This is a genomic window from Pectobacterium brasiliense (genome assembly GCF_013449685.1).
GTDB lineage: Bacteria > Pseudomonadota > Gammaproteobacteria > Enterobacterales > Enterobacteriaceae > Pectobacterium > Pectobacterium brasiliense_A.
Genome location: NZ_JACDSF010000066.1, coordinates 41,927 through 61,876 on the forward strand (window position 1 = coordinate 41,927; position 19,950 = coordinate 61,876).

Genomic DNA, 19,950 nt, shown 5'->3' on the forward strand with positions numbered 1-19,950 from the left:
GAGAAAGTACGATGGTAACCATGCTCGATGTAGCGAAAAAAGCCGGTGTATCCAAAGCCACCGTATCACGCGTGCTGACAGGGAATAACTACGTCAGTAAAACCACGCGGGATCGGGTATTCCAGGCGATTGAAGAGATTGGCTACCGGCCCAACCTGCTGGCGCGCCAGCTCGCCACGAGCAAATCGCAAATTATTGGTTTGGTTGTGACCAACACGCTGTACAGCGGCCCCTATTTCAGCGAATTGCTGTTCCAAACGGCAACCATGACGGAGAAATACGGGCGGCAGCTCATCATGGCAGATGGCAAGCACAGCGCGGAAGAAGAGCGCGAAGCGATCCAGTTCCTGCTCGATTTACGCTGCGATGCCGTCATTATCTATCCGCGTTTTCTCTCTACGAATGAACTGGAAGAGATTATCGAACAGCACGATCAGCCGATCATGGTGGTGAACCGCACACTGCATCAGCACGGCGATAATGGCATCTGCGCCAATCACCAGCAGCACTGCCATGATGCCGTCAATTACCTGATAGCACAGGGCCACCGTGATATCGCCTTTGTCTGTGGATCGGCGAACTCCCCCACGGGTACAAGCCGACTGGCGGGCTACCGGCAGGCGCTGGAGGAAAACGGGATTCCCTATAATGACGGGCTGGTTGCACCAGGTGACTGGACCCATGACAGCGGCTATACGGCGGCACAAATCCTGCTTCAGCGGTCTGCCACCTTCAGTGCGCTCGTCGCCAGCAATGACGATATGGCGATTGGCGCGGCCAAAGCGCTACGCGAACACGGCCTCGCGATTCCGCAGGATGTCTCGCTACTGGGGTTCGATGATTTACCGATGGCATCATGGTTCTACCCGCCCCTCACTACCGTGCATGTGCCCGTCGCCGAGATGATCAGCTATACCCTTGAGAAACTGCTGTGCCGACTGGAAGGTGAAACCATCGCGCCTACGCCAGCCTTCAAAGGCGAATTGATTATCCGCGATTCCGTCAACAAAGGCCCTGCCGCCTAATCCTCGCTCACGCAGTGAGGCGTCCTGCCTCACTGCTATCTTGATTTAAGTACCACCTGATTTGTGACATTTTCGTGAATAATCTAAAGACATAGTGTTTCTCGCCGATAATTTATTTGTGACTTACATCACAAATAATGACGAGTCGCGCAAGGGAATGACGCCAAAACAGAAAGGAAGACAATCGATTGATTCTTTTATGAAACAAGGTGCCTACAGGCGCTTATATCCTCGAGGATATTACGCATATGTCTACAACACTGTTACCGGTTAATCACAGCAATCTACCCATTCATTCCTCGCCAACCGCGTTAAGAAGAAAACTCAGCACACGGATGCTGATGCTCCTGGCGGGCGTCACCACCATCGCACTCGGTTTTATTCTCACCATCGGCCTGCTGATTTGGCAATCTGGCCAGCAGCAAAAGACCATCGCACAGCAGTATCTTGAGCAAACGGCGTATACCAACAGCTACCTGATTCAGCAAAAACTGGATGTCGCACTCCATGCGGCACGTAATTTGGTGCAGAGCGTGGTCAGCCTGCAAGAAGCAGGTAACGCCGATCGAAAAACTGCGGAGACACTGCTGAAGAATGCGCTGAAGAGTCATCCCGACTTCCTTTCGATGTCGCTGGCGTGGGAACCCGATGCGTTTGACGGCAAAGATCGGGAGTTCGCCAGTCAACCCGATCAGGACCCGCAAGGCCGCTTCGTCCGCTATGTCGATCGCGATACCGCAGGCAACGTTGCTCTGCATAATCTGGTGGATTATGAAACGCCCGGCAGCGGCGACTACTATCTGCTACCGAAAAAGCTCCAGAAAGAAGTGATTCTGGAACCGTATAGCTACCCCTACAACGGCGTCGATGTCCTGCTGACCTCCATTGCCGTGCCTATTATCATCAACAACAAATTTTACGGCTCCGTCACCGCAGACTTTTCGCTGGATACACTGCAACGGCTCGCTAATGACATCAAACCCTATAAAGGCTCAGGCTATGCACAGCTGCTGTCCCACACGGGTGCCTATATTTCTCATCCCGACAACGCTCGGGTGACCAAAAAAATTGAAAATGACCCAACGCTGCTTGAACATGCCACCACCGGTCAGCCTTATCAGATCGAACGTAACAGTGCCGTGCTGAACACGCCGGCGTTTAACGTGTATGTGCCAGTAAAAATCGGCGATACCGGTACGCCTTGGATGCTCGGCCTGTCTGCTCCCGTTAATGTGGTGATGGCGGAAACGGTGCAGCAGCGCAACATGGCGCTACTGCTTATGGTGCTGAGTATCGTGGTCGTTTCCGGCGTACTGGGCATCATCTTTAACCACAAGGTTGCCCGTCCTATCGGCGGGGAACCCGCTCAGGCCGCGCAGATCGCGCTATCCGTGGCACAAGGGGATTTAACGCAAATTATCCCCGTGCAGCCAAAGGACGACGGCAGTATTTTTTACGCAATGCACACCATGCAGGCACAGTTGAGAGATATCGCCGAGCAGCTAATTAGCACCAGCGAATCCGTCAGCCACGGTGCGACGGAAATTGCGGCAGGCAACATCGATCTTGCTTCGCGCACCGAGCAGCAGGCAGCGGCGTTGGAAGAAACCGCCGCCAGCATGGAACAGATTACGGCGACGGTGAAACAGAATGCGGATAACGCCCATAACGCCACAACTCTGGCGCAGAACGCGGCCCACATTGCCCAGAAAGGCGACAAGATTGTCGGTCAGGTTGTTCATATAATGAATGAGATCGACGACAGTTCGAAGAAAATTGCCGACATTACCAGTATCATCAACGGCATCGCGTTCCAGACCAATATTCTGGCACTCAACGCGGCGGTGGAAGCGGCCAGAGCGGGCGAACAAGGGCGCGGTTTTGCCGTTGTTGCCAACGAGGTACGTAATCTCGCGCAGCGCAGCGCCAGTGCCGTAAAAGATATCACCGCGCTGATTACAGAATCCGCCAGCCGCGTCGACAGTGGTGTCACGCTGGTGCAGAACGCCGGTGAGACCATGCAAGAAATGCTGAGTGCCGTCACGTCGGTAAAAGACATCATGGATGAGATCGTCTCAGCGTCGGATGAACAATCGCGCGGGATCAGTCAGGTGACACAGGCCGTTCACGAGATGGATGGTGTCACCCAACAGAACGCCGCGCTGGTGCAGGAAGCCACGGCGGCGGCAGCGTCACTGGAAGAACAGGCCAGACAGCTCGCGCAAACGGTGCTGGTATTTAAGCTCTCGTAATCACCATTTCTTCCTTCACCAACTCACCCGCACGGGCCGGAAACGGCCTGTGCGTTATTCCCAGCGTGGACAGCAATCCTCGAACGAATCTGACCAAATACCCCCCAAATACGATTTACTCGTCAATGCCATTCTCTCCCTATTCTGCCGAAAAGGCGGGTATCAATATTCGCCATAGATGATATAAGTAATAGGCTAACCTTATGATCCATTTGCCAGGGAGTGACGCCCTGTTCCTGCGCCAGCTCTCACGATAATAAAATCTACAGACCTGTAAGCTGCAAAAACAACATGAAATTCATAAAACTACCGCTACTAGCGCAAATCTCATCAGCGCATCTGGTGAGTCACTTCCATATGATGGTGCTGCCCGCGCTCATTCCGCTGCTGTCAGCCCAGCGTGATATTAGCTTTGTCGAGCTCGGTTTTGCGCTCAGCGTATTCAACATTGTCTCCGCCTGCGTGCAGACACCGATTGGTTTTATGGTGGACCGTATCGGCGCACGCCGTACGTTAACCGCCGGGATCACGCTCGGAAGCCTCTGTTTTCTCTCGCTCGGTTTTTCAGGCAGCTACGTTTGGCTGGTCGCCGCGATGGGACTCGCTGGGATAGCGAACGCAGTTTACCATCCGGCGGATTACGCCTTGCTGTCGCGCGGGATTGATGAGAAACGCATGGGCCGCGCGTTCTCGGTGCATACGTTTTCCGGCTTTCTGGGCACGGCCATTGCGCCCGGTATTTTGCTGTCCGTTGCCGCCTTTTCCGGCATCAGTAGCGCATTCATCGTTTCCGGCGTTCTCGGCTTGCTGACGATACCGCTGCTTCTGACCGATCGCGATGAGCCCATCCGAGTGAAACCTGCGGCAGCAACAGGCACCCAGCCGAGCAAATCGCGCGCACCCGTTTTCACGCTGCCGATTCTGGCGCTGCTCATTCTGTTCCTGCTGCTGAATTTAAGTACGGGTTCAATCCAGAACTTCTCGGTGACGGCGTTAGTCACGGGCTACGATTTGTCGCTGTCACAGGCTAACGTGGCGCTGACCGCATTCCTGTTCGCCAGCGCCTTTGGCGTATTGGCTGGCGGATCATTGGCAGATAAAACTAAACGCCACGGGCTGGTGGCGACGGCGGCGTTAGCCGTCACCGCCGTGCTGGTCAGTATCGTTGCCATGTATTCTTTATCCACCGTTGTGCTCGTGCCGTTGTTGGCCGCCGCTGGTTTCCTCTCCGGCATGATCGCCCCTTCTCGGGATATGCTGGTGCGCGCCGCCTCTCCGCCGGGCGCGGAAGGACGAGTATTTGGGATTGTCTCCACCGGTTTCAACATTGGCGGTGCCGCAGGACCGGTTCTGTTCGGCTGGCTGCTGGATCACGGCCATCCTCACGCCATTTTCTGGTCTGCCGTTATCTTTATGCTGATCACGTCTTTCATCACCCTGCTACAGGAAATGCGCAGCGCTAAACGACGTGCGCTAGCCTGATAAAAAGATATAAAAAAGCCAGCTCCGTAGGGAACTGGCTCAGGTTGCTGATAAACCGATCGAGCGGTCAGAATCTATCTAAATCAGATATCGATATTCATTGCCTTCAAGGCGTTCTCTTCGATAAACGCACGACGCGGTTCAACCGCATCACCCATCAGGGTCGTGAACAGCTCATCGGCAGCAATGGCATCTTTCACTGTTACACGCAGCATGCGGCGGCTGGTCGGATCCATCGTGGTTTCCCACAGCTGATCTGGGTTCATTTCACCCAGACCTTTATAACGCTGTATGGTCAGACCACGGCGGGATTCTTTCACCAACCACTCCAGCGCCTGTTCAAAGCTGGCAACGGGCTGACGACGTTCGCCACGTTCGATGTACGCATCTTCTTCAATCAGGCCGCGCAGTTTTTCACCCAGCTGATTCAACTTGCGGTATTCGCTACCCGCAACGAAGCCTGCGCCCAGCGGATAATCGGTATCCACACCGTGCGTACGCACGCGCAGCGCCGGTTCAAATACGCTGCGCTCTTCATCATGATGAATGACAAAGCTATATGTGCTGCCGTGAATCTCGTTTTCGTTCAGGCTGCTAACCAGCGATTCCGCCCACGCCTGTACTTTTTCACGCTCGCCTAAATCGGCTTCAGCCAACGTTGGTTGATAGATCAAGCGGTTCAAGAACGCACGCGGGAAGCGACGCTCCATACGGCCAATCATCTTCTGTACGGCGTAATGTTCAGAAACCAGTTTCTCCAGCGGTTCACCCGCCAGCGCAGGAGCCTGTGCATTGGTGTGCAGCGTCGCGCCGTCTAGCGCCAGTGCGATCTGGTACTGATCCATCGCTTCATCATCTTTGATGTACTGTTCTTGCTTGCCTTTTTTCACCTTGTACAGCGGCGGCTGCGCAATATATACGTGACCACGCTCAACGATTTCAGGCAGTTGACGATAGAAGAAGGTCAACAACAGAGTACGGATGTGCGAACCATCGACGTCAGCATCAGTCATGATGATGATGCTGTGATAGCGCAGTTTATCCGGGTTATATTCGTCACGGCCAATGCCGCAGCCCAGCGCGGTGATCAGCGTCGCGACTTCCTGTGAGGAAAGCATCTTGTCAAAACGGGCTTTCTCAACGTTCAGGATTTTACCCTTCAGCGGCAGAATCGCCTGGTTCTTACGGTTACGCCCCTGCTTGGCAGAGCCGCCCGCTGAGTCCCCTTCCACCAGGTACAGTTCAGACAGCGCGGGGTCACGTTCCTGACAGTCAGCCAGTTTGCCCGGCAGGCCAGCCAGATCGAGCGCACCTTTACGGCGCGTCATGTCACGCGCTTTACGCGCCGCTTCACGGGCACGTGCGGCATCAATAATTTTACCGACCACGATTTTGGCGTCTGACGGATTTTCCATCAGATAATCCACCAGCTTTTCGTTCACCAGCGATTCGACAGCGGTTTTCACTTCAGAAGAAACCAACTTGTCTTTGGTCTGCGAGGAGAACTTCGGATCAGGCACTTTCACGGAAACGACGGCAATCAGCCCTTCACGGGCATCATCACCGGTCGCGCTGATTTTGGATTTCTTACTGTAGCCTTCTTTATCCATGTAGGTATTCAGCGTGCGGGTCATGGCAGCACGGAAACCGGCCAGGTGCGTACCCCCGTCGCGCTGTGGAATGTTGTTGGTAAAGCAGTAAATGTTTTCCTGGAAACCGTCGTTCCACTGCAATGCCACTTCCACGCCGATGTCATCTTTCACCGTCGAGAAATAAAACACATTCGGGTGAATTGGCGTCTTGTTACGGTTCAGGTAATCAACAAACGCCTTGATGCCGCCGTCATAATGGTAATGATCGGCTTTATCTTTCTCACGCTCGTCGATCAAGCGGATGGAGACACCAGAGTTCAGGAACGACAGCTCGCGCAGACGCTTAGCCAGAATCTCATATTCGAATTCCACCACGTTGGTGAACGTCTCATGGCTCGGCCAGAAGCGCACCGTCGTACCCGTCCTGTTGGTTTCACCCGTAACAGCCAGCGGTGCCTGTGCCACGCCGTGTTTATAGGTCTGCTCGTGAAGTTTCCCGTCGCGGTGGATAACCAGTTTCAGTTTTTCCGACAGGGCGTTAACCACGGAAACGCCTACGCCGTGCAGGCCGCCAGAAACTTTATACGAGTTATCATCGAACTTACCTCCTGCGTGCAGCACGGTCATGATGACTTCAGCCGCGGAGATACCTTCTTCTTCGTGAATGCCGGTCGGAATACCACGGCCATCATCCTGCACCGATACCGAATTATCAGCATGGATGGTGATGATAATGTCTTTACAATAGCCAGCGAGTGCCTCGTCGATAGCGTTGTCCACAACCTCGAATACCATGTGATGCAGGCCGGTACCGTCGTCCGTATCGCCGATATACATACCTGGGCGTTTACGTACCGCATCCAGCCCTTTCAATACCTTGATACTTGAGGAGTCATAAGAATTCGACATCAACGTTTCTCGCTCATTTTAGTCCTGTGATTGAACCGTTATTTTACCCTGTTCTACGCGGAACATCTTGCCCTTTTCACCAACCATGTCCTCTATCTGTTCAGCGCTGACGGCGCTAACAAAAACCTGTGCATGGGTGGCTTTTAACCGTTCGGCTAGCAAACGGCGGCGGGTACTATCCAGTTCGGAAGCAAAATCATCGATCAGATACAGACAGCGCAGTCCGTTCTGACGGGTGAGAAATTCACCCTGAGCCAGCCTCAGCGCACACATCAGCAGCTTGAGCTGACCACGGGACAGCATGTCCTCGACGGCCACGCCGCTGGCGCGGATGCGGAAGTCGGCTTTATGCGGCCCCAGCGCCGTATAACCTAACATACGGTCGCGTTCGAACTGCCGTTCCAGCAGTTCTGCATACTCACTTTCTTTATCCCAGCCGCGCTGGAAAGAGAAACTGAGAGAAAATTCAGGCAAAAATTGCGTACAGGTCGTGGCGATATCATTGGCAATCGCCTCAGCGTATTGCGCACGCCATTCGCTGATACGTTCCGCCAGCGGCACCAGTTCCTGATCCCAGGCTCTAAGCTGCCCATAGTGACTCACTTGACGCAGCGCCGCATTACGCTGGCGCAACAAACGCTTCATGTTGCTCCAGACCGCAAAAAAGCCGGGCTCATTATGGAAACAGCCCCAGTCGAGAAAGGCACGACGAAATTTCGGGCCGCCGTTGAGCAGGGTAAATCCTTCCGGGGTAATCAGCTGTATCGGTAGCAATTGCGCCAGTTCCGCGACTTTATGGCCGTCGCTGCCGTCAATCCGTACCTTGCTGTCGCCCTGACGGTTTTTGCTTAACCCAACGGATCGCTCCGTTTCCGTACCATCAATACGACCATGCAGTACAAATTCTGGCTGATCGTGACGAATCACGCGCCCTGCCTGAATGCTACGAAACGCCCGCCCGTGCCCTAGCGTATAAATCGCTTCCAGCACGCTGGTTTTACCGCTGCCATTGGCACCCACTAAAAAATTAAAGCCGGGAACCAGCGCCAGATCGGCCGCCTCGATGTTACGGAAATCTTTGATGAGAAGACGAGTAAGAGCCATGTTGCAGTTATCTTAATGATGAAAGGGCAAGCAACCTTGCCCGATAATTCTACAACCGCATTGGCATGACGACATAGGCCGCCGCCCGGCTGGCGCTATCTTCGATTTGCACGCTGGAAACGGAATCGGTCAGCAGTAAACGCACCCCTTCGCACTTCAGCGCGTTCAGCACATCCAGCACGTAGCTCACGTTAAAGCCAATTTCCATCTCGGTGCCGTCGTACTGTACATCCAGAATCTCTTCCGCTTCTTCCTGCTCTGGGTTGTTAGCCGTAATTTTGAGCTGATTCTGAATCAGATGCAGACGCACACCGCGGAATTTTTCATTCGATAAAATCGCTGCACGGGAGAAGGCCTGCTTGAGCAGATCGCAGCTGGCTTCCAGCGTTTTATCCGGGTTCTTCGGCAATACGCGGCGATAATCTGGGAAACGACCATCGACCAGCTTCGACGTGAAAATGAAGTCGCCGACATGCGCGCGAATATTGTTGCTGCCGATTTGCAGTTGCAGCGGGGTATCACCGCCATCCAGCAGACGCACCAACTCCATCACGCCTTTACGCGGCACGATCACCGAATGTGACGGTAAAGATTGCCCAACCGGCATGGAGCAAACCGCCAAACGGTGACCATCGGTTGCGACCGTGCGCAGCTCTTCGCCTTCGGTTTCAAACAGCATACCATTGAGGTAGTAACGAACGTCCTGATGCGCCATCGAAAACTGTGTCGCTTCGATCAAACGCTTCATCGTCGCCTGCGGCAGCGAGAATTCAACCTCACTCTGCCAGTCATCCAGATTAGGGAAATCCGCTGCAGGCAGCGTGGACAGCGAGAAACGGCTGCGGCCAGAGCGCACCAGCATGCGATCGCCATCCAGCATAATCGTGATTTCCGCGCCTTCTGGCAGACCCCGACAAATATCAAACAGTTTGCGAGCAGGGACGGTCGTGGCGCCCGGTTCATGCGGCTGCGTCAGCGCAACCTTCGCCACCATTTCCATTTCCAGATCGGTACCGGTCAGCGACAGCGCGCCTTCCGTCACCTGAATCAGCAGGTTGCCCAGAATCGGTAAAGTCGGCCGGCCACCCAGCGGGCTGCTGACCTGTTGTAATGGCTTTAACAGACGTTCGCGTTCAACAATAAATTTCATAGTGTTATGACGATAGAGTTCTGATTAAATTGGAAAAATCTTCTTTGATGTCGTGGCTTTCTTCACGCAACTGCTCAATCTTACGGCAGGCATGCAACACCGTCGTATGGTCACGCCCGCCAAAGGCATCGCCGATTTCCGGCAGGCTGTGATTCGTCAGTTCTTTCGCCAACGCCATCGCCATCTGGCGCGGACGCGCCACCGAGCGGGAACGACGTTTAGACAGCAGGTCGGCTACCTTGATTTTATAGTATTCCGCCACGGTCTTTTGAATATTGTCGATAGTAACCAGTTTTTCCTGCAACGCCAGCAGATCGCGCAGCGCCTCACGCACAAAATCAATGGTGATCGAGCGGCCGGTAAAATTGGCATTCGCGATAACGCGGTTCAGTGCGCCTTCCAGCTCGCGCACATTAGAACGCAGGCGTTTGGCAATAAAGAACGCCACTTCACCAGGCAGACGGATGTCATTTTCATCCGCTTTCTTCATCAGAATCGCCACGCGGGTTTCCAGCTCTGGCGGTTCAATCGCAACGGTTAACCCCCAACCAAAGCGGGATTTCAGGCGATCTTCCACGCCATTGATCTCTTTCGGATAGCGGTCAGACGTCAGGATGATTTGCTGGTTGCCTTCCAGCAACGCATTAAAGGTATGAAAGAACTCTTCTTGCGAACGTTCTTTATTAGCAAAGAATTGGATATCATCGATCAGCAGCGCATCAACAGAACGGTAGTAGCGTTTGAATTCCTCAATCGCATTGTTCTGCAACGCTTTAACCATATCCTGCACGAAACGCTCGGAGTGCATGTAAACCACTTTCGCATTGGGTTTGCGGGCAATGATGCCATTCCCCACCGCATGCAATAAGTGCGTTTTACCTAAGCCGGTGCCGCCATACAGAAACAGCGGGTTATAGGCACCACCGGGGTTATCAGCCACCTGACGTGCCGCTGCGCGGGCCAATTGGTTCGATTTACCCTCAACGAAGTTATCAAACGTATGCTTGGGGTTCACATTCGAACGGTAGGTATGCTCTGCCTGTACCGGCGAGTTATCCCAACTTGGTCGTACCGGAGCTGAACGCACCGGCTGTTGCCGCGCAACGCTGACAGGATTGTGGTGCGGCTGCGCCGGCTGGCTTACTGCCTGAACCAACGGTTTGCTCCCCACCTCGAAACGCAGTAAAGGGGCATCCATCCCGCAGAAATCATTCAGCAGGACATTGATATTATTTAAATATTTATCACGAACCCAATCCAGCACAAAGCGATTGGGGGCATAGAGCGCCAGAGTGTTATCACTCAACTCCGCCTGCAACGGGCGTATCCACATACTGAATTCTGTGGCAGGTAACTCATCCTGCAAACGGGCAAGACACTGCTGCCAAAGCGAAAGTGACACGGCGGACTCCACTCGAACAAGAACGATCAAAAAGAAAAGAATAAGACGTTATTTATGTGACTCATGATTTTTTGGCGCCTGCGTCATCCACGATTGTTTCATTCACAATACAGACAGCAGACACACCGCGTAGCGCGGCGGTTTACTCCGACGATCCCGTCAAAAGGATCGCTAACGGAACCGCGGATCATAACCTAATCTGCCGAAGAGATCTTCCCCTTCTGCACAGTTTCGATCCTTTTTATCCACAGGCTATTCTTATCGCAACACCCCACAACACGGCAGAGGAGCGGCTAGCACACATTTTATCCGCCTGCGATGAAGCGCACCCCAAGCATACCTTCGGAGGCAAGATCGTTGCGGTGACATCGATCATGATCTTGTCGGACAGATCGTTGGAGGATCCTTGCGCTTTGCAGCAGAGTCCGTATAATTCCCTGCCCGCGCGTCTACGCCTTTTCTGTGCTCTGGCAGGCAGAAATTCCAAAAATAATCGGAATGGCTGGCGTGTTAAGTGTGATGTTAATTGACTCAGGACTGTACAATTATTACAATCCTGCCTCTTTCCGTTATATAGCTGTGATATGCGATTGAGGCGTCGGTCATTTTTTCACGCCGAACAGCCAAACGCGTTTACTGTGAAGTTATAATTTTCCAAGTTTAGGTAGAAATCGCCATGAAACGCACTTTCCAACCGTCCGTATTGAAGCGTAACCGTAGCCATGGTTTCCGTGCTCGTATGGCCACCAAAAATGGTCGTCAAGTTCTGGCCCGCCGTCGTGCGAAAGGCCGTACTCGTCTGTCTGTTTCTAAGTAATAAAAGCTAACCCACCGAGTGGTTAAGCTAGCATTTCCCAGGGAGTTACGTTTGTTAACTCCCAGTCATTTCACTTTCGTCTTCCAGCAACCGCAACGGGCTGGCACGCCGCACATCACCATTCTCGGCCGCCTGAACTCGCTGGGGCATCCCCGCATCGGTCTTACCGTCGCCAAAAAGCATGTAAAACGTGCTCATGAACGCAATCGGATTAAACGCCTGACGCGCGAAAGCTTTCGCCTGCACCAACATTCATTGCCTTCAATGGACTTTGTGGTACTCGTGAAAAAAGGGGTGTCTGAACTGGATAACCGTACTTTGACGGAAGCATTGGAAAAACTATGGCGTCGGCATTGTCGTTTGGCTCCCGACTCCTGATCGGGTTGATACGCGGTTATCAACTCGTTATCAGCCCGTTGCTCGGACCGCATTGTCGGTTCCGGCCAACGTGCTCGCAATACGGTATTGAAGCAATACGCAGGTTCGGCATGATAAAAGGCTGTTGGTTGACGCTTAAACGCGTATTAAAATGCCATCCTTTGAACCCTGGTGGTGATGATCCCGTACCGCCAAAAACCGACAATAACAGAGAACATTAACGATGGATTCGCAACGCAATCTTCTTCTCATCGCTCTGCTATTCGTAACCTTTATGCTTTGGCAGGCTTGGGAGACGGATAAAAATCCGCCAGCAACCACGCAGACCATACAGCAGGCGACGAACGCAGTGACCGGTGATGCTACCAACCAGGGCGTACCCGCCAGCGGTCAAGGCAAACTGATCACGGTGAAAACCGATGTGCTGTCGCTGACAATCAACACGCGTGGCGGTGACATCGAGCAAGCGCATCTGCTGGCTTACCCGGACACATTGGGTTCAGATAAACCTTTCCACCTGCTGGAAACCACATCCGAGTTTGTCTATCAGGCTCAGAGCGGTTTGACTGGCAAAAACGGCCCAGACAACCCGGCTAACGGCCCACGTCCGCTGTTTACCACCACGCAAGATAGCTTCGAGCTGGCGGATGGTCAGAGCGAACTGCGTATCCCGATGACATACACTGCGGCTGACGGCGTAACCTACACCAAAACGTTCGTTCTGAAACGTGGCGACTATGCACTGAACGTTGACTATAGCGTCAACAACACCAGCGCTCAGCCTCTGGAACTTACGTTGTTCGGTCAGTTAAAGCAATCTATCGAATTACCTAAGCACCGCGATACCGGCAGCAGCAACTTTGCACTGCACACTTATCGTGGCGCGGCGTTCTCTTCCAGTGAAGACAAGTACAAAAAGTACAGCTTCAGCGACATGGACGAAAACCTGAACATCACCACCAATGGTGGCTGGGTAGCGATTCTGCAACAGTACTTCGCAACCGCGTGGATCCCAACTACGGCAGGCGCTAACACCTTCTATACCAGCAAGCTGGGGAACGGTCAGGCCGCTATTGGTTTCAAATCCGCTCCGGTTGTAGTTGCCGCAGGTAGCCAGCAGGATCTGAAGACCACTCTGTGGGTCGGCCCAGAAATTCAGGACAAGATGGCTGCTGTCGCACCGCATCTGGATCTGACTGTCGATTACGGCTGGCTGTGGTTTATTTCTCAGCCGCTGTTTAAGCTGCTGAAATTCCTGCACAGCTTTATCGGCAACTGGGGCTTCTCCATCATTGCCATTACCTTTATCGTGCGCGGTATCATGTACCCGCTGACGAAAGCGCAATACACCTCTATGGCGAAAATGCGCTTGCTGCAGCCTAAGCTGCAGGCTATGCGTGAGCGTATTGGTGATGACAAACAGCGCATGAGTCAGGAAATGATGGCGCTGTACAAATCAGAGAAAGTGAACCCGCTGGGCGGCTGCTTCCCACTGCTGATTCAGATGCCAATCTTCTTGGCGCTGTATTACATGCTGATGGGCTCCGTTGAACTGCGTCACGCGCCGTTCGCGCTGTGGATTCATGACCTGTCTGCACAAGACCCGTACTACATTCTGCCGATCCTGATGGGCGTGACGATGTTCTTCATCCAGAAGATGTCACCAACCACCGTGACCGACCCAATGCAGCAGAAGATCATGACCTACATGCCGGTCATCTTTACGGTCTTCTTCCTGTGGTTCCCGTCAGGTCTGGTTATGTACTACATCGTCAGCAACCTGGTTACCATTCTCCAGCAGCAGTTGATCTACCGCGGTCTGGAAAAACGTGGCTTACATAGCCGCGAGAAAAAATAATCCGGTTGATGGCTAACCGATAGAAAGCGTAAGGCGGTCATTGACCGCCTTATTTTTTTAATGGCTGTTTTATCAGCCAACGATACGTAAAATAGCCTGCCAGACAGGCATCAATGCAGAGAGAACATCATGAGTAATACCGACACCATCGTCGCCCAAGCCACTCCACCGGGACGCGGAGGCGTGGGTATTTTACGCATTTCAGGACAGGCGGCCGCAGACGTGGCGCATGCCGTTCTGGGTAAACTTCCCAAGCCACGCCACGCCGATTATCTGCCGTTCCGTGATGCCAACGGCACCACGCTCGATCAGGGTATCGCACTCTGGTTTCCCGGCCCGAACTCCTTTACCGGTGAAGACGTATTGGAGCTTCAGGGTCACGGTGGCCCAGTTATTCTTGATTTGCTCCTGCAACGTATCCTGACGCTATCTACCGTGCGCATTGCACGCCCTGGCGAATTCTCTGAACGCGCCTTCCTGAATGACAAACTCGATCTCGCGCAGGCGGAAGCCATCGCCGATCTGATTGACGCCAGTTCAGAACAGGCCGCCCGCTCAGCGCTGAACTCTCTGCAAGGCGTATTTTCCACCCGTATAAATCAGTTAGTGGAAGCACTCACTCACCTGCGAATCTACGTCGAAGCTGCCATCGACTTCCCAGATGAAGAGATCGACTTTCTCTCCGATGGCAAAATTGAAGCACAGTTAAATGGTGTGATGGCCGATCTGGATGCCGTCAGAGCCGAAGCGCATCAGGGGAGTCTGCTGCGTGAAGGGATGAAGGTCGTAATTGCAGGTCGTCCTAATGCCGGTAAATCCAGCTTACTCAATGCGTTAGCCGGTCGCGAAGCCGCCATTGTGACGGATATCGCCGGAACGACACGCGACGTACTACGTGAACACATCCATATCGACGGCATGCCGCTACATGTCATCGACACCGCCGGGTTACGCGATGCCAGCGATGAAGTCGAACGCATTGGTATTGAGCGCGCCTGGCAGGAAATCGAACAGGCCGATCGCGTGCTGTTCATGGTAGACGGCACCACCACGCAGGCGACTGAGCCTGAGCAAATCTGGCCGGAATTTATGGCACGCCTGCCAAAAACGCTGCCGATTACCGTGGTACGCAACAAAGCCGACGTGACTGGCGAAATGCTTGGTATCGAAGAGGTGAATACTCACTCACTTATCCGACTGTCCGCCCGTACAGGTGAAGGCATCGATACGCTTCGCGACCATCTCAAGCAAAGCATGGGATTCACCAGCAACACGGAAGGCGGTTTTCTGGCTCGACGTCGCCACCTGCAAGCACTGGAACTGGCTGCACAGCATCTGATTCAGGGGAAAGAACAGCTGGTGAGCGCCTACGCGGGCGAATTGCTGGCAGAAGAACTGCGGCTGGCGCAGCAGTCCCTGAGTGAAATCACTGGCGAGTTCACCTCTGACGACCTGCTAGGCCGTATCTTTTCGAGTTTTTGTATTGGGAAGTGATTCGATGTCTGTGGATTTTCATTGACAGCCAAGACCTACTGAAATAAAGGGATTTTTTGTTTGACGACGAATTCGATGGCACTGTCGTAATTATCCCTGCTCAAGTTTATGTATCTCACAGACACTTAGGAACGCCTCATACATCATCAGTGACGCTAGCTGGTTCTATGTCGAAATGCTGTCGAATCTTATCTTCGTCACACGTAGGAAGTAAGAAAGAACAAGGTTTCGACACTACTAGCGCTCAAATCTCTGGTGATGCTAACGATGACGTCATTGCAGTAGCTAAGCTGGCTACCACTAAGAATCGCCCAGCAGCAATGTCTTAACATTTGATTCCAAAGGAGGCTTCCACCATGCGCGTCACCGCAACCCATCTCATCCAATGGTCAGACAAGCGCGAAGCACAGGGAATGCTCCCTATCCTTGTGAGGCGACTGCTCTCGGCTACGTCCCGCATCACGGCGATTACCATGCCAGGTGGCGACTCCGTCAACGCACCCGGCTGGGATGGCATCGTCGATGTAACGCAAGGAAACCCTTGGGTTCCAGATGGCATCAGCTACTGGGAGTTGGGTACATCAAAAGACCCGGCATCCAAAGCCAACAGTGATTTTGAGAAGCGCCTGAAACAGATATCGGCGGATCAGACAACGCAAGCCACGTTTGTTTTTGTGACTCCCCGCCGCTGGCAGGGAAAAAATGCATGGCGGGAGCAGGCCAGAAGCCGCAGTGTTTGGGCAGACGTGCAGGTCTGGGATGCCGACGATCTGGAAGCGTGGCTGGAAACCTCCTCCGCGACAAGCTTATGGCTGGGCATGCAACTCGGTATTGCCGGTCATGGTATAGAAACCGTGGAAAACTACTGGGAGCATTGGAACAATCAGTCTCACCCCGCCATCACAGCGCCTGCGCTGTTTCGTGGTCGAGAGAAATCAAAGCTCACTCTGCAAAACAGTATTGAACAGCATGAGTCATTGATTGCTGTTATGGCCGACAGTCAGTCCGAAGCGGTTGCTTTCGTTTGTGCATTATTGATTGAAGAAGGCCATTGTTCTCGCGCAGCCTGCGTGACTTCGGAACAAGGCTGGCAGTTTGTAGATGCCAACCCCGGCATTGAGTTAGTAGTCATCACCGACAACCGTCTTAGCAAGCGACGCGCCCCCCGCGAAGGAATGAGTCTGCTTGTGCCTATGGCCTTCGGAGACCAAGCCTTCAATCTCATGGGCATTGGGGGGCAAGCGATAGACCAAAGGATGGTAGAGCTTAGACGCCCAAGACCTGATGAATTTGAAAAATCCCTTTGTGAGCTTGGAATAGCCGCCACTGATGCCACCCGATATACCCGCTCCTTGGGAAGGTCATGGACCGTTTTTCGCCGATGGCATGCGCAAAACCCAGTCACCAAGAAACCAGATTGGGTCGAGGATGCCGATGCCACGAGTTTGCTGCTACTGACTCTGGTGGGAGCCTGGGATAGTGCCTCCGAAGGAGACAAGGCTTGCGTTGAGCAAATTGCCAACAGACCCTATGAGGACATTGAAAACGAGTTGTTGAGACTAGCCACGCTTGATGACGCGCCTGTCGTAAGGATTGGTTCTCTCTGGAAAGCCAAGGCACCAATGGAGCTGTTACATCTGATGGCACCCAGATTGACGGACGCCATTCTGGCAAGATTTTTTCAGGTCGCCAGAGCAGCATTTGAACAGCCCGATCCGGTGCTAGAACTGGAAGAAGACAAACGCTGGATGGCTTCCATCTATGGTAAGGTTCGCGAGCAATCCGGTGTTGTGCTGGAAGCCATGGCGGAGTCTATTGCCAAACTTGGTTATTTTTCTGACAACTTCAATCATGTTGCTATTGGCAATTCTGTGCGGCATTTTGTTACTCAACTCCTGGAAGATGCCGATGGAGAACGCTGGCTTTCCGTTTCTTCCTTTCTTCGGTCATTTGCCGAAGCAGCTCCAGATGAATTCCTTAACGCAGTACAAAGCAGTTTGCGAAAGCCTAGTAAACCGGTAGTGCGGTTGATAACGGAAACACAATCGTCAGAGATATCTGGACGCTGCTGGCATGCCAACCTCCTTTGGGCGTTAGAGTTGCTGGCATGGTATCCCGCTCGGCTCGGTCGGATTACAAGCATCCTTGCAGAGCTGTCTGGGGTGGAAGTGAAGGGAAATTGGGGCAACACCCCTTTCAATACCCTGATTTCCCTCTTCCGCCCCTGGTACCCGCAAACCGCTGCGTCAGTCGAACTGAGGCTCCGTGCAATCAGACATGTAGTCGATCGGCATCCCGACGTAGCATGGAATCTTTTGCTGGCCTTACTGCCAAGACCGCATGATGTGGCTTCACCCAATGCAAAACCTCACTGGCGCGACGACGACGCTGGTACAGGTGATGCTATTACCTACGCAGATATCCTACAATTCGTACTGCCTATCGCAGATTTGCTGATAGAGAAAGCTCAGAACAATGCCCGTCACATCGCTGATCTGGTGCCCAAGATTAATGAGCTGGATATTCGTTTCCGGGACAAGACCATCGAACTAGTCAGTAGTGCAAAAGCCTTGCCCAATGAAGAGCGAGAAATCGTTCGCAATGCCGTCAGAAAATTTCTGAACTGGGAAAACTCTTTTAACCAAGATGGTGATAAGCACGATCGATATTCAACTGATGTGTTGAGACCATTATTCGACACTCTGGCTGCTGATGATCTAGTCATCCGACATTCATGGATTTTCGCCAATGGATGGATAGAGCTCCCTGACGGGCGCGAGGAAGACTACGAAGAAGCAGACAAGGCCAGAAAAGCGTTGCGTGCTTCGACCCTCCGGGAAATATATCAAGCTCTGAGCTGGCCTGGCATTGATAGACTGGCCAAACATTGTGGAGATCCACGGCTTGTTGGTTGGGAGCTTATTGAGGAGCCGTTTGAACGTGACGATATGGCGCGATGGCTGTGTCAATGGTATCTGGATACATCGCGAGGTCCGTCATTATATGACTCACTGACCAGCGGTGTACTTCATGCACTACCTCAAGCAGAACTCCTTGATTTCCTCAATATATGCTTACCTCAACTCGAACAAAAATCCGCCTCTTCGGAAAAGATGGCTGGCTTCATGGTAAATGCTCCGCAAGGAATAAACTTGTGGCAACTTATTGAAAATAAATATCAAACGCTTATCGACCATTTCTGGTTGAATGTTCAACCGCCTTATTTCCAGTCGAATAAAGAGCATTTGCTTTTTTGCATCGAAAAATTATTGGCTGCTGGAAGACCGCAAACAGCCATGGATGCTATGGGAGATCGCTCTGGTGACTTACCTAGTGAATTACTAATCTTGATACTAAAAGGTATAGCTGCTGGACAGGAAGAAAATGCTAAGTTTCCACGCTCGTGGAATATCTCTCGTGTATTCAAGACGCTTGCTGACGCAGGATACAATCCTTCAGAAATGGTAAGCCTAGAGTTCATTTACTATCCACTACTTAAAAGAGACGAATACGGTGCACCATATTTGATGGCTGAAATATTGGATAACCCCGATTCTTTTATGGAGCTCATCTGCCTCGCCTACAAACCTCATAATACAGCACGCGAATCTCTACCAGAGCATCTACAAACAGCAGCTCGAACAGCCAGCACGCTACTTCACGAAGCACACGGCGTTCCTGGTATGGGTCAAAATGGAGAAATAAATAGTGAGTTATTTTTCTCATGGATCAACAGAGTTCGAGAGTTGGCAAAAGAGAAAGATCGAGAAGCTGTCACTGACCTGACGATAGGTGCCTGGCTTTCTGACTGGCCTTTGAATAAAAATTTGGAATTTTGGCCAGACTCAATTATTGCCGATTTATTGGATCAGGATGATTGCGAAGATATTAGGCGGGGTTTCTATACGGGGGTTCATAATTCCCGAGGTGTCACTACCCGCATGCCATATGACGGCGGGACGCAAGAGCGACAAGTCGCTGAAAAATTCAGACGCTTCGCGAATAATTGGAAGGATTCGAAGCCCAATCTTTCTGTAATGATCGAAAAGCTTGCGAAATCTTATGAATATGAAGCTAAACGGCAGGATGAAGATGGTTTATGGAGTCAGGAATCATGAAAATTACCAAACGTAGAGACAGGAAGGCCATTAGCTCGAACTGCATGAATAAATATGCAGTCAAGCTGATAAGAAATCGCCAATCGACTGCGCGGCCCCTATCGCCCCTTCGCAGTACCGTCAAAATCCTCTGAGCAGATGCGGACGACCTGAGCCTGATCATCAAATGCCGGGAAGGAGGCTAGTTCGTCTCTCTCGACAAGCCGATGGTCACTATTTGACGCGGCTGTTTACTCACTAAAAACTCTTATATAAATATAAAAACAATAAAATTCAATATGTTATCCATCATGCTTTTTGTGTCCATAAACGTGCCCATCACACAAAGGCCCACCAATAAATACCATCACTAATCAAACAGATAAAACA

Annotated in this window: 13 protein-coding genes; 9 read left to right on the forward strand and 4 right to left on the reverse strand. The window is 52.3% G+C overall.

What is annotated here, in order from left to right; genetic code table 11:
- The first annotated feature begins 11 nt into the window (after nucleotides 1-11).
- The 3 genes from H0248_RS20115 (at nucleotide 12) to H0248_RS20125 (ending at nucleotide 4,759) form a co-directional block, all read left to right on the forward strand.
- Nucleotides 12-1,025, forward strand: coding sequence for a LacI family DNA-binding transcriptional regulator (locus H0248_RS20115; RefSeq protein ID WP_180787271.1), 1,014 nt, complete (start codon nucleotides 12-14; stop codon nucleotides 1,023-1,025).
- Between the two features lie 248 nt (nucleotides 1,026-1,273).
- Nucleotides 1,274-3,277 (forward strand): methyl-accepting chemotaxis protein, encoded by a 2,004-nt coding sequence (locus H0248_RS20120; protein ID WP_430694607.1) that lies wholly within the window; start codon nucleotides 1,274-1,276, stop codon nucleotides 3,275-3,277.
- 291 nt (nucleotides 3,278-3,568) lie between these two features.
- A complete protein-coding gene (locus H0248_RS20125) occupies nucleotides 3,569-4,759 on the forward strand; it encodes an MFS transporter (RefSeq protein ID WP_180787243.1) in 1,191 nt (396 codons plus the stop codon).
- 83 nt (nucleotides 4,760-4,842) lie between these two features.
- On the opposite strand, the gene gyrB is transcribed toward H0248_RS20125, so the two are convergent.
- Genes gyrB through dnaA form a run of 4 tightly spaced genes read right to left on the reverse strand, consistent with a single transcriptional unit; the run spans nucleotide 4,843 to nucleotide 10,916 of the window.
- Nucleotides 4,843-7,260, reverse strand: coding sequence for a DNA topoisomerase (ATP-hydrolyzing) subunit B (gene gyrB / locus H0248_RS20130; RefSeq protein WP_180787244.1), 2,418 nt, complete (start codon nucleotides 7,258-7,260; stop codon nucleotides 4,843-4,845).
- Between the two features lie 18 nt (nucleotides 7,261-7,278).
- Entirely contained in the window at nucleotides 7,279-8,364 is a 1,086-nt protein-coding gene (gene recF / locus H0248_RS20135; RefSeq protein ID WP_180787245.1) for a DNA replication/repair protein RecF, read from the reverse strand.
- 49 nt (nucleotides 8,365-8,413) lie between these two features.
- Nucleotides 8,414-9,514 carry a DNA polymerase III subunit beta gene (gene dnaN / locus H0248_RS20140; protein ID WP_005976672.1) on the reverse strand — a complete coding sequence of 367 codons (1,101 nt, stop codon included), beginning with the start codon at nucleotides 9,512-9,514 and terminating at the stop codon, nucleotides 8,414-8,416.
- A gap of 4 nt (nucleotides 9,515-9,518) precedes the next feature.
- Entirely contained in the window at nucleotides 9,519-10,916 is a 1,398-nt protein-coding gene (gene dnaA, locus H0248_RS20145; protein ID WP_180787246.1) for a chromosomal replication initiator protein DnaA, read from the reverse strand.
- Between the two features lie 676 nt (nucleotides 10,917-11,592).
- Here dnaA and rpmH point away from each other — a divergent pair.
- The 6 genes from rpmH to H0248_RS20175 all read left to right on the forward strand — a co-directional run bounded on the left by rpmH (nucleotide 11,593) and on the right by H0248_RS20175 (nucleotide 19,581).
- A complete protein-coding gene (gene rpmH / locus H0248_RS20150; RefSeq protein WP_005976668.1) occupies nucleotides 11,593-11,733 on the forward strand; it encodes a 50S ribosomal protein L34 in 141 nt (46 codons plus the stop codon).
- An 18-nt stretch (nucleotides 11,734-11,751) separates the two neighbouring features.
- Nucleotides 11,752-12,111 carry a ribonuclease P protein component gene (gene rnpA, locus H0248_RS20155; protein ID WP_010281235.1) on the forward strand — a complete coding sequence of 120 codons (360 nt, stop codon included), beginning with the start codon at nucleotides 11,752-11,754 and terminating at the stop codon, nucleotides 12,109-12,111.
- Complete coding sequence (gene yidD, locus H0248_RS20160; RefSeq protein WP_010281237.1) at nucleotides 12,075-12,332, forward strand: membrane protein insertion efficiency factor YidD; 258 nt, start codon at nucleotides 12,075-12,077, stop codon at nucleotides 12,330-12,332. Before rnpA ends, yidD begins: the two co-directional genes overlap by 37 nt.
- A gap of 2 nt (nucleotides 12,333-12,334) precedes the next feature.
- A complete protein-coding gene (gene yidC / locus H0248_RS20165) occupies nucleotides 12,335-13,969 on the forward strand; it encodes a membrane protein insertase YidC (RefSeq protein ID WP_180787247.1) in 1,635 nt (544 codons plus the stop codon).
- Between the two features lie 129 nt (nucleotides 13,970-14,098).
- The gene (gene mnmE / locus H0248_RS20170) at nucleotides 14,099-15,463 is read left to right on the forward strand and encodes a tRNA uridine-5-carboxymethylaminomethyl(34) synthesis GTPase MnmE (protein WP_180787248.1); all 1,365 of its coding nucleotides are present in this window, start codon (nucleotides 14,099-14,101) and stop codon (nucleotides 15,461-15,463) included.
- Nucleotides 15,464-15,819: 356 nt separating this feature from the next.
- On the forward strand, nucleotides 15,820-19,581 hold the full coding sequence (locus tag H0248_RS20175) for a hypothetical protein (RefSeq protein ID WP_180787249.1): 3,762 nt from the start codon (nucleotides 15,820-15,822) through the stop codon (nucleotides 19,579-19,581).
- The last annotated feature ends 369 nt before the right edge of the window (nucleotides 19,582-19,950 follow it).

Excerpts from the sequence above, each read along its gene's own strand:
- H0248_RS20125 (WP_180787243.1), top strand. The coding sequence starts at position 3,569 with ATGAAATTCATAAAACTACCGCTACTAGCGCAAATCTCATCAGCGCAT.
- mnmE (WP_180787248.1), top strand. The coding sequence starts at position 14,099 with ATGAGTAATACCGACACCATCGTCGCCCAAGCCACTCCACCGGGACGC.
- H0248_RS20120 (WP_430694607.1), top strand. The coding sequence starts at position 1,274 with ATGTCTACAACACTGTTACCGGTTAATCACAGCAATCTACCCATTCAT.
- dnaN (WP_005976672.1), bottom strand. The coding sequence starts at position 9,514 with ATGAAATTTATTGTTGAACGCGAACGTCTGTTAAAGCCATTACAACAG.
- H0248_RS20115 (WP_180787271.1), top strand. The coding sequence starts at position 12 with ATGGTAACCATGCTCGATGTAGCGAAAAAAGCCGGTGTATCCAAAGCC.
- recF (WP_180787245.1), bottom strand. The coding sequence starts at position 8,364 with ATGGCTCTTACTCGTCTTCTCATCAAAGATTTCCGTAACATCGAGGCG.
- rpmH (WP_005976668.1), top strand. The coding sequence starts at position 11,593 with ATGAAACGCACTTTCCAACCGTCCGTATTGAAGCGTAACCGTAGCCAT.
- yidC (WP_180787247.1), top strand. The coding sequence starts at position 12,335 with ATGGATTCGCAACGCAATCTTCTTCTCATCGCTCTGCTATTCGTAACC.
- H0248_RS20175 (WP_180787249.1), top strand. The coding sequence starts at position 15,820 with ATGCGCGTCACCGCAACCCATCTCATCCAATGGTCAGACAAGCGCGAA.
- gyrB (WP_180787244.1), bottom strand. The coding sequence starts at position 7,260 with ATGTCGAATTCTTATGACTCCTCAAGTATCAAGGTATTGAAAGGGCTG.
- yidD (WP_010281237.1), top strand. The coding sequence starts at position 12,075 with ATGGCGTCGGCATTGTCGTTTGGCTCCCGACTCCTGATCGGGTTGATA.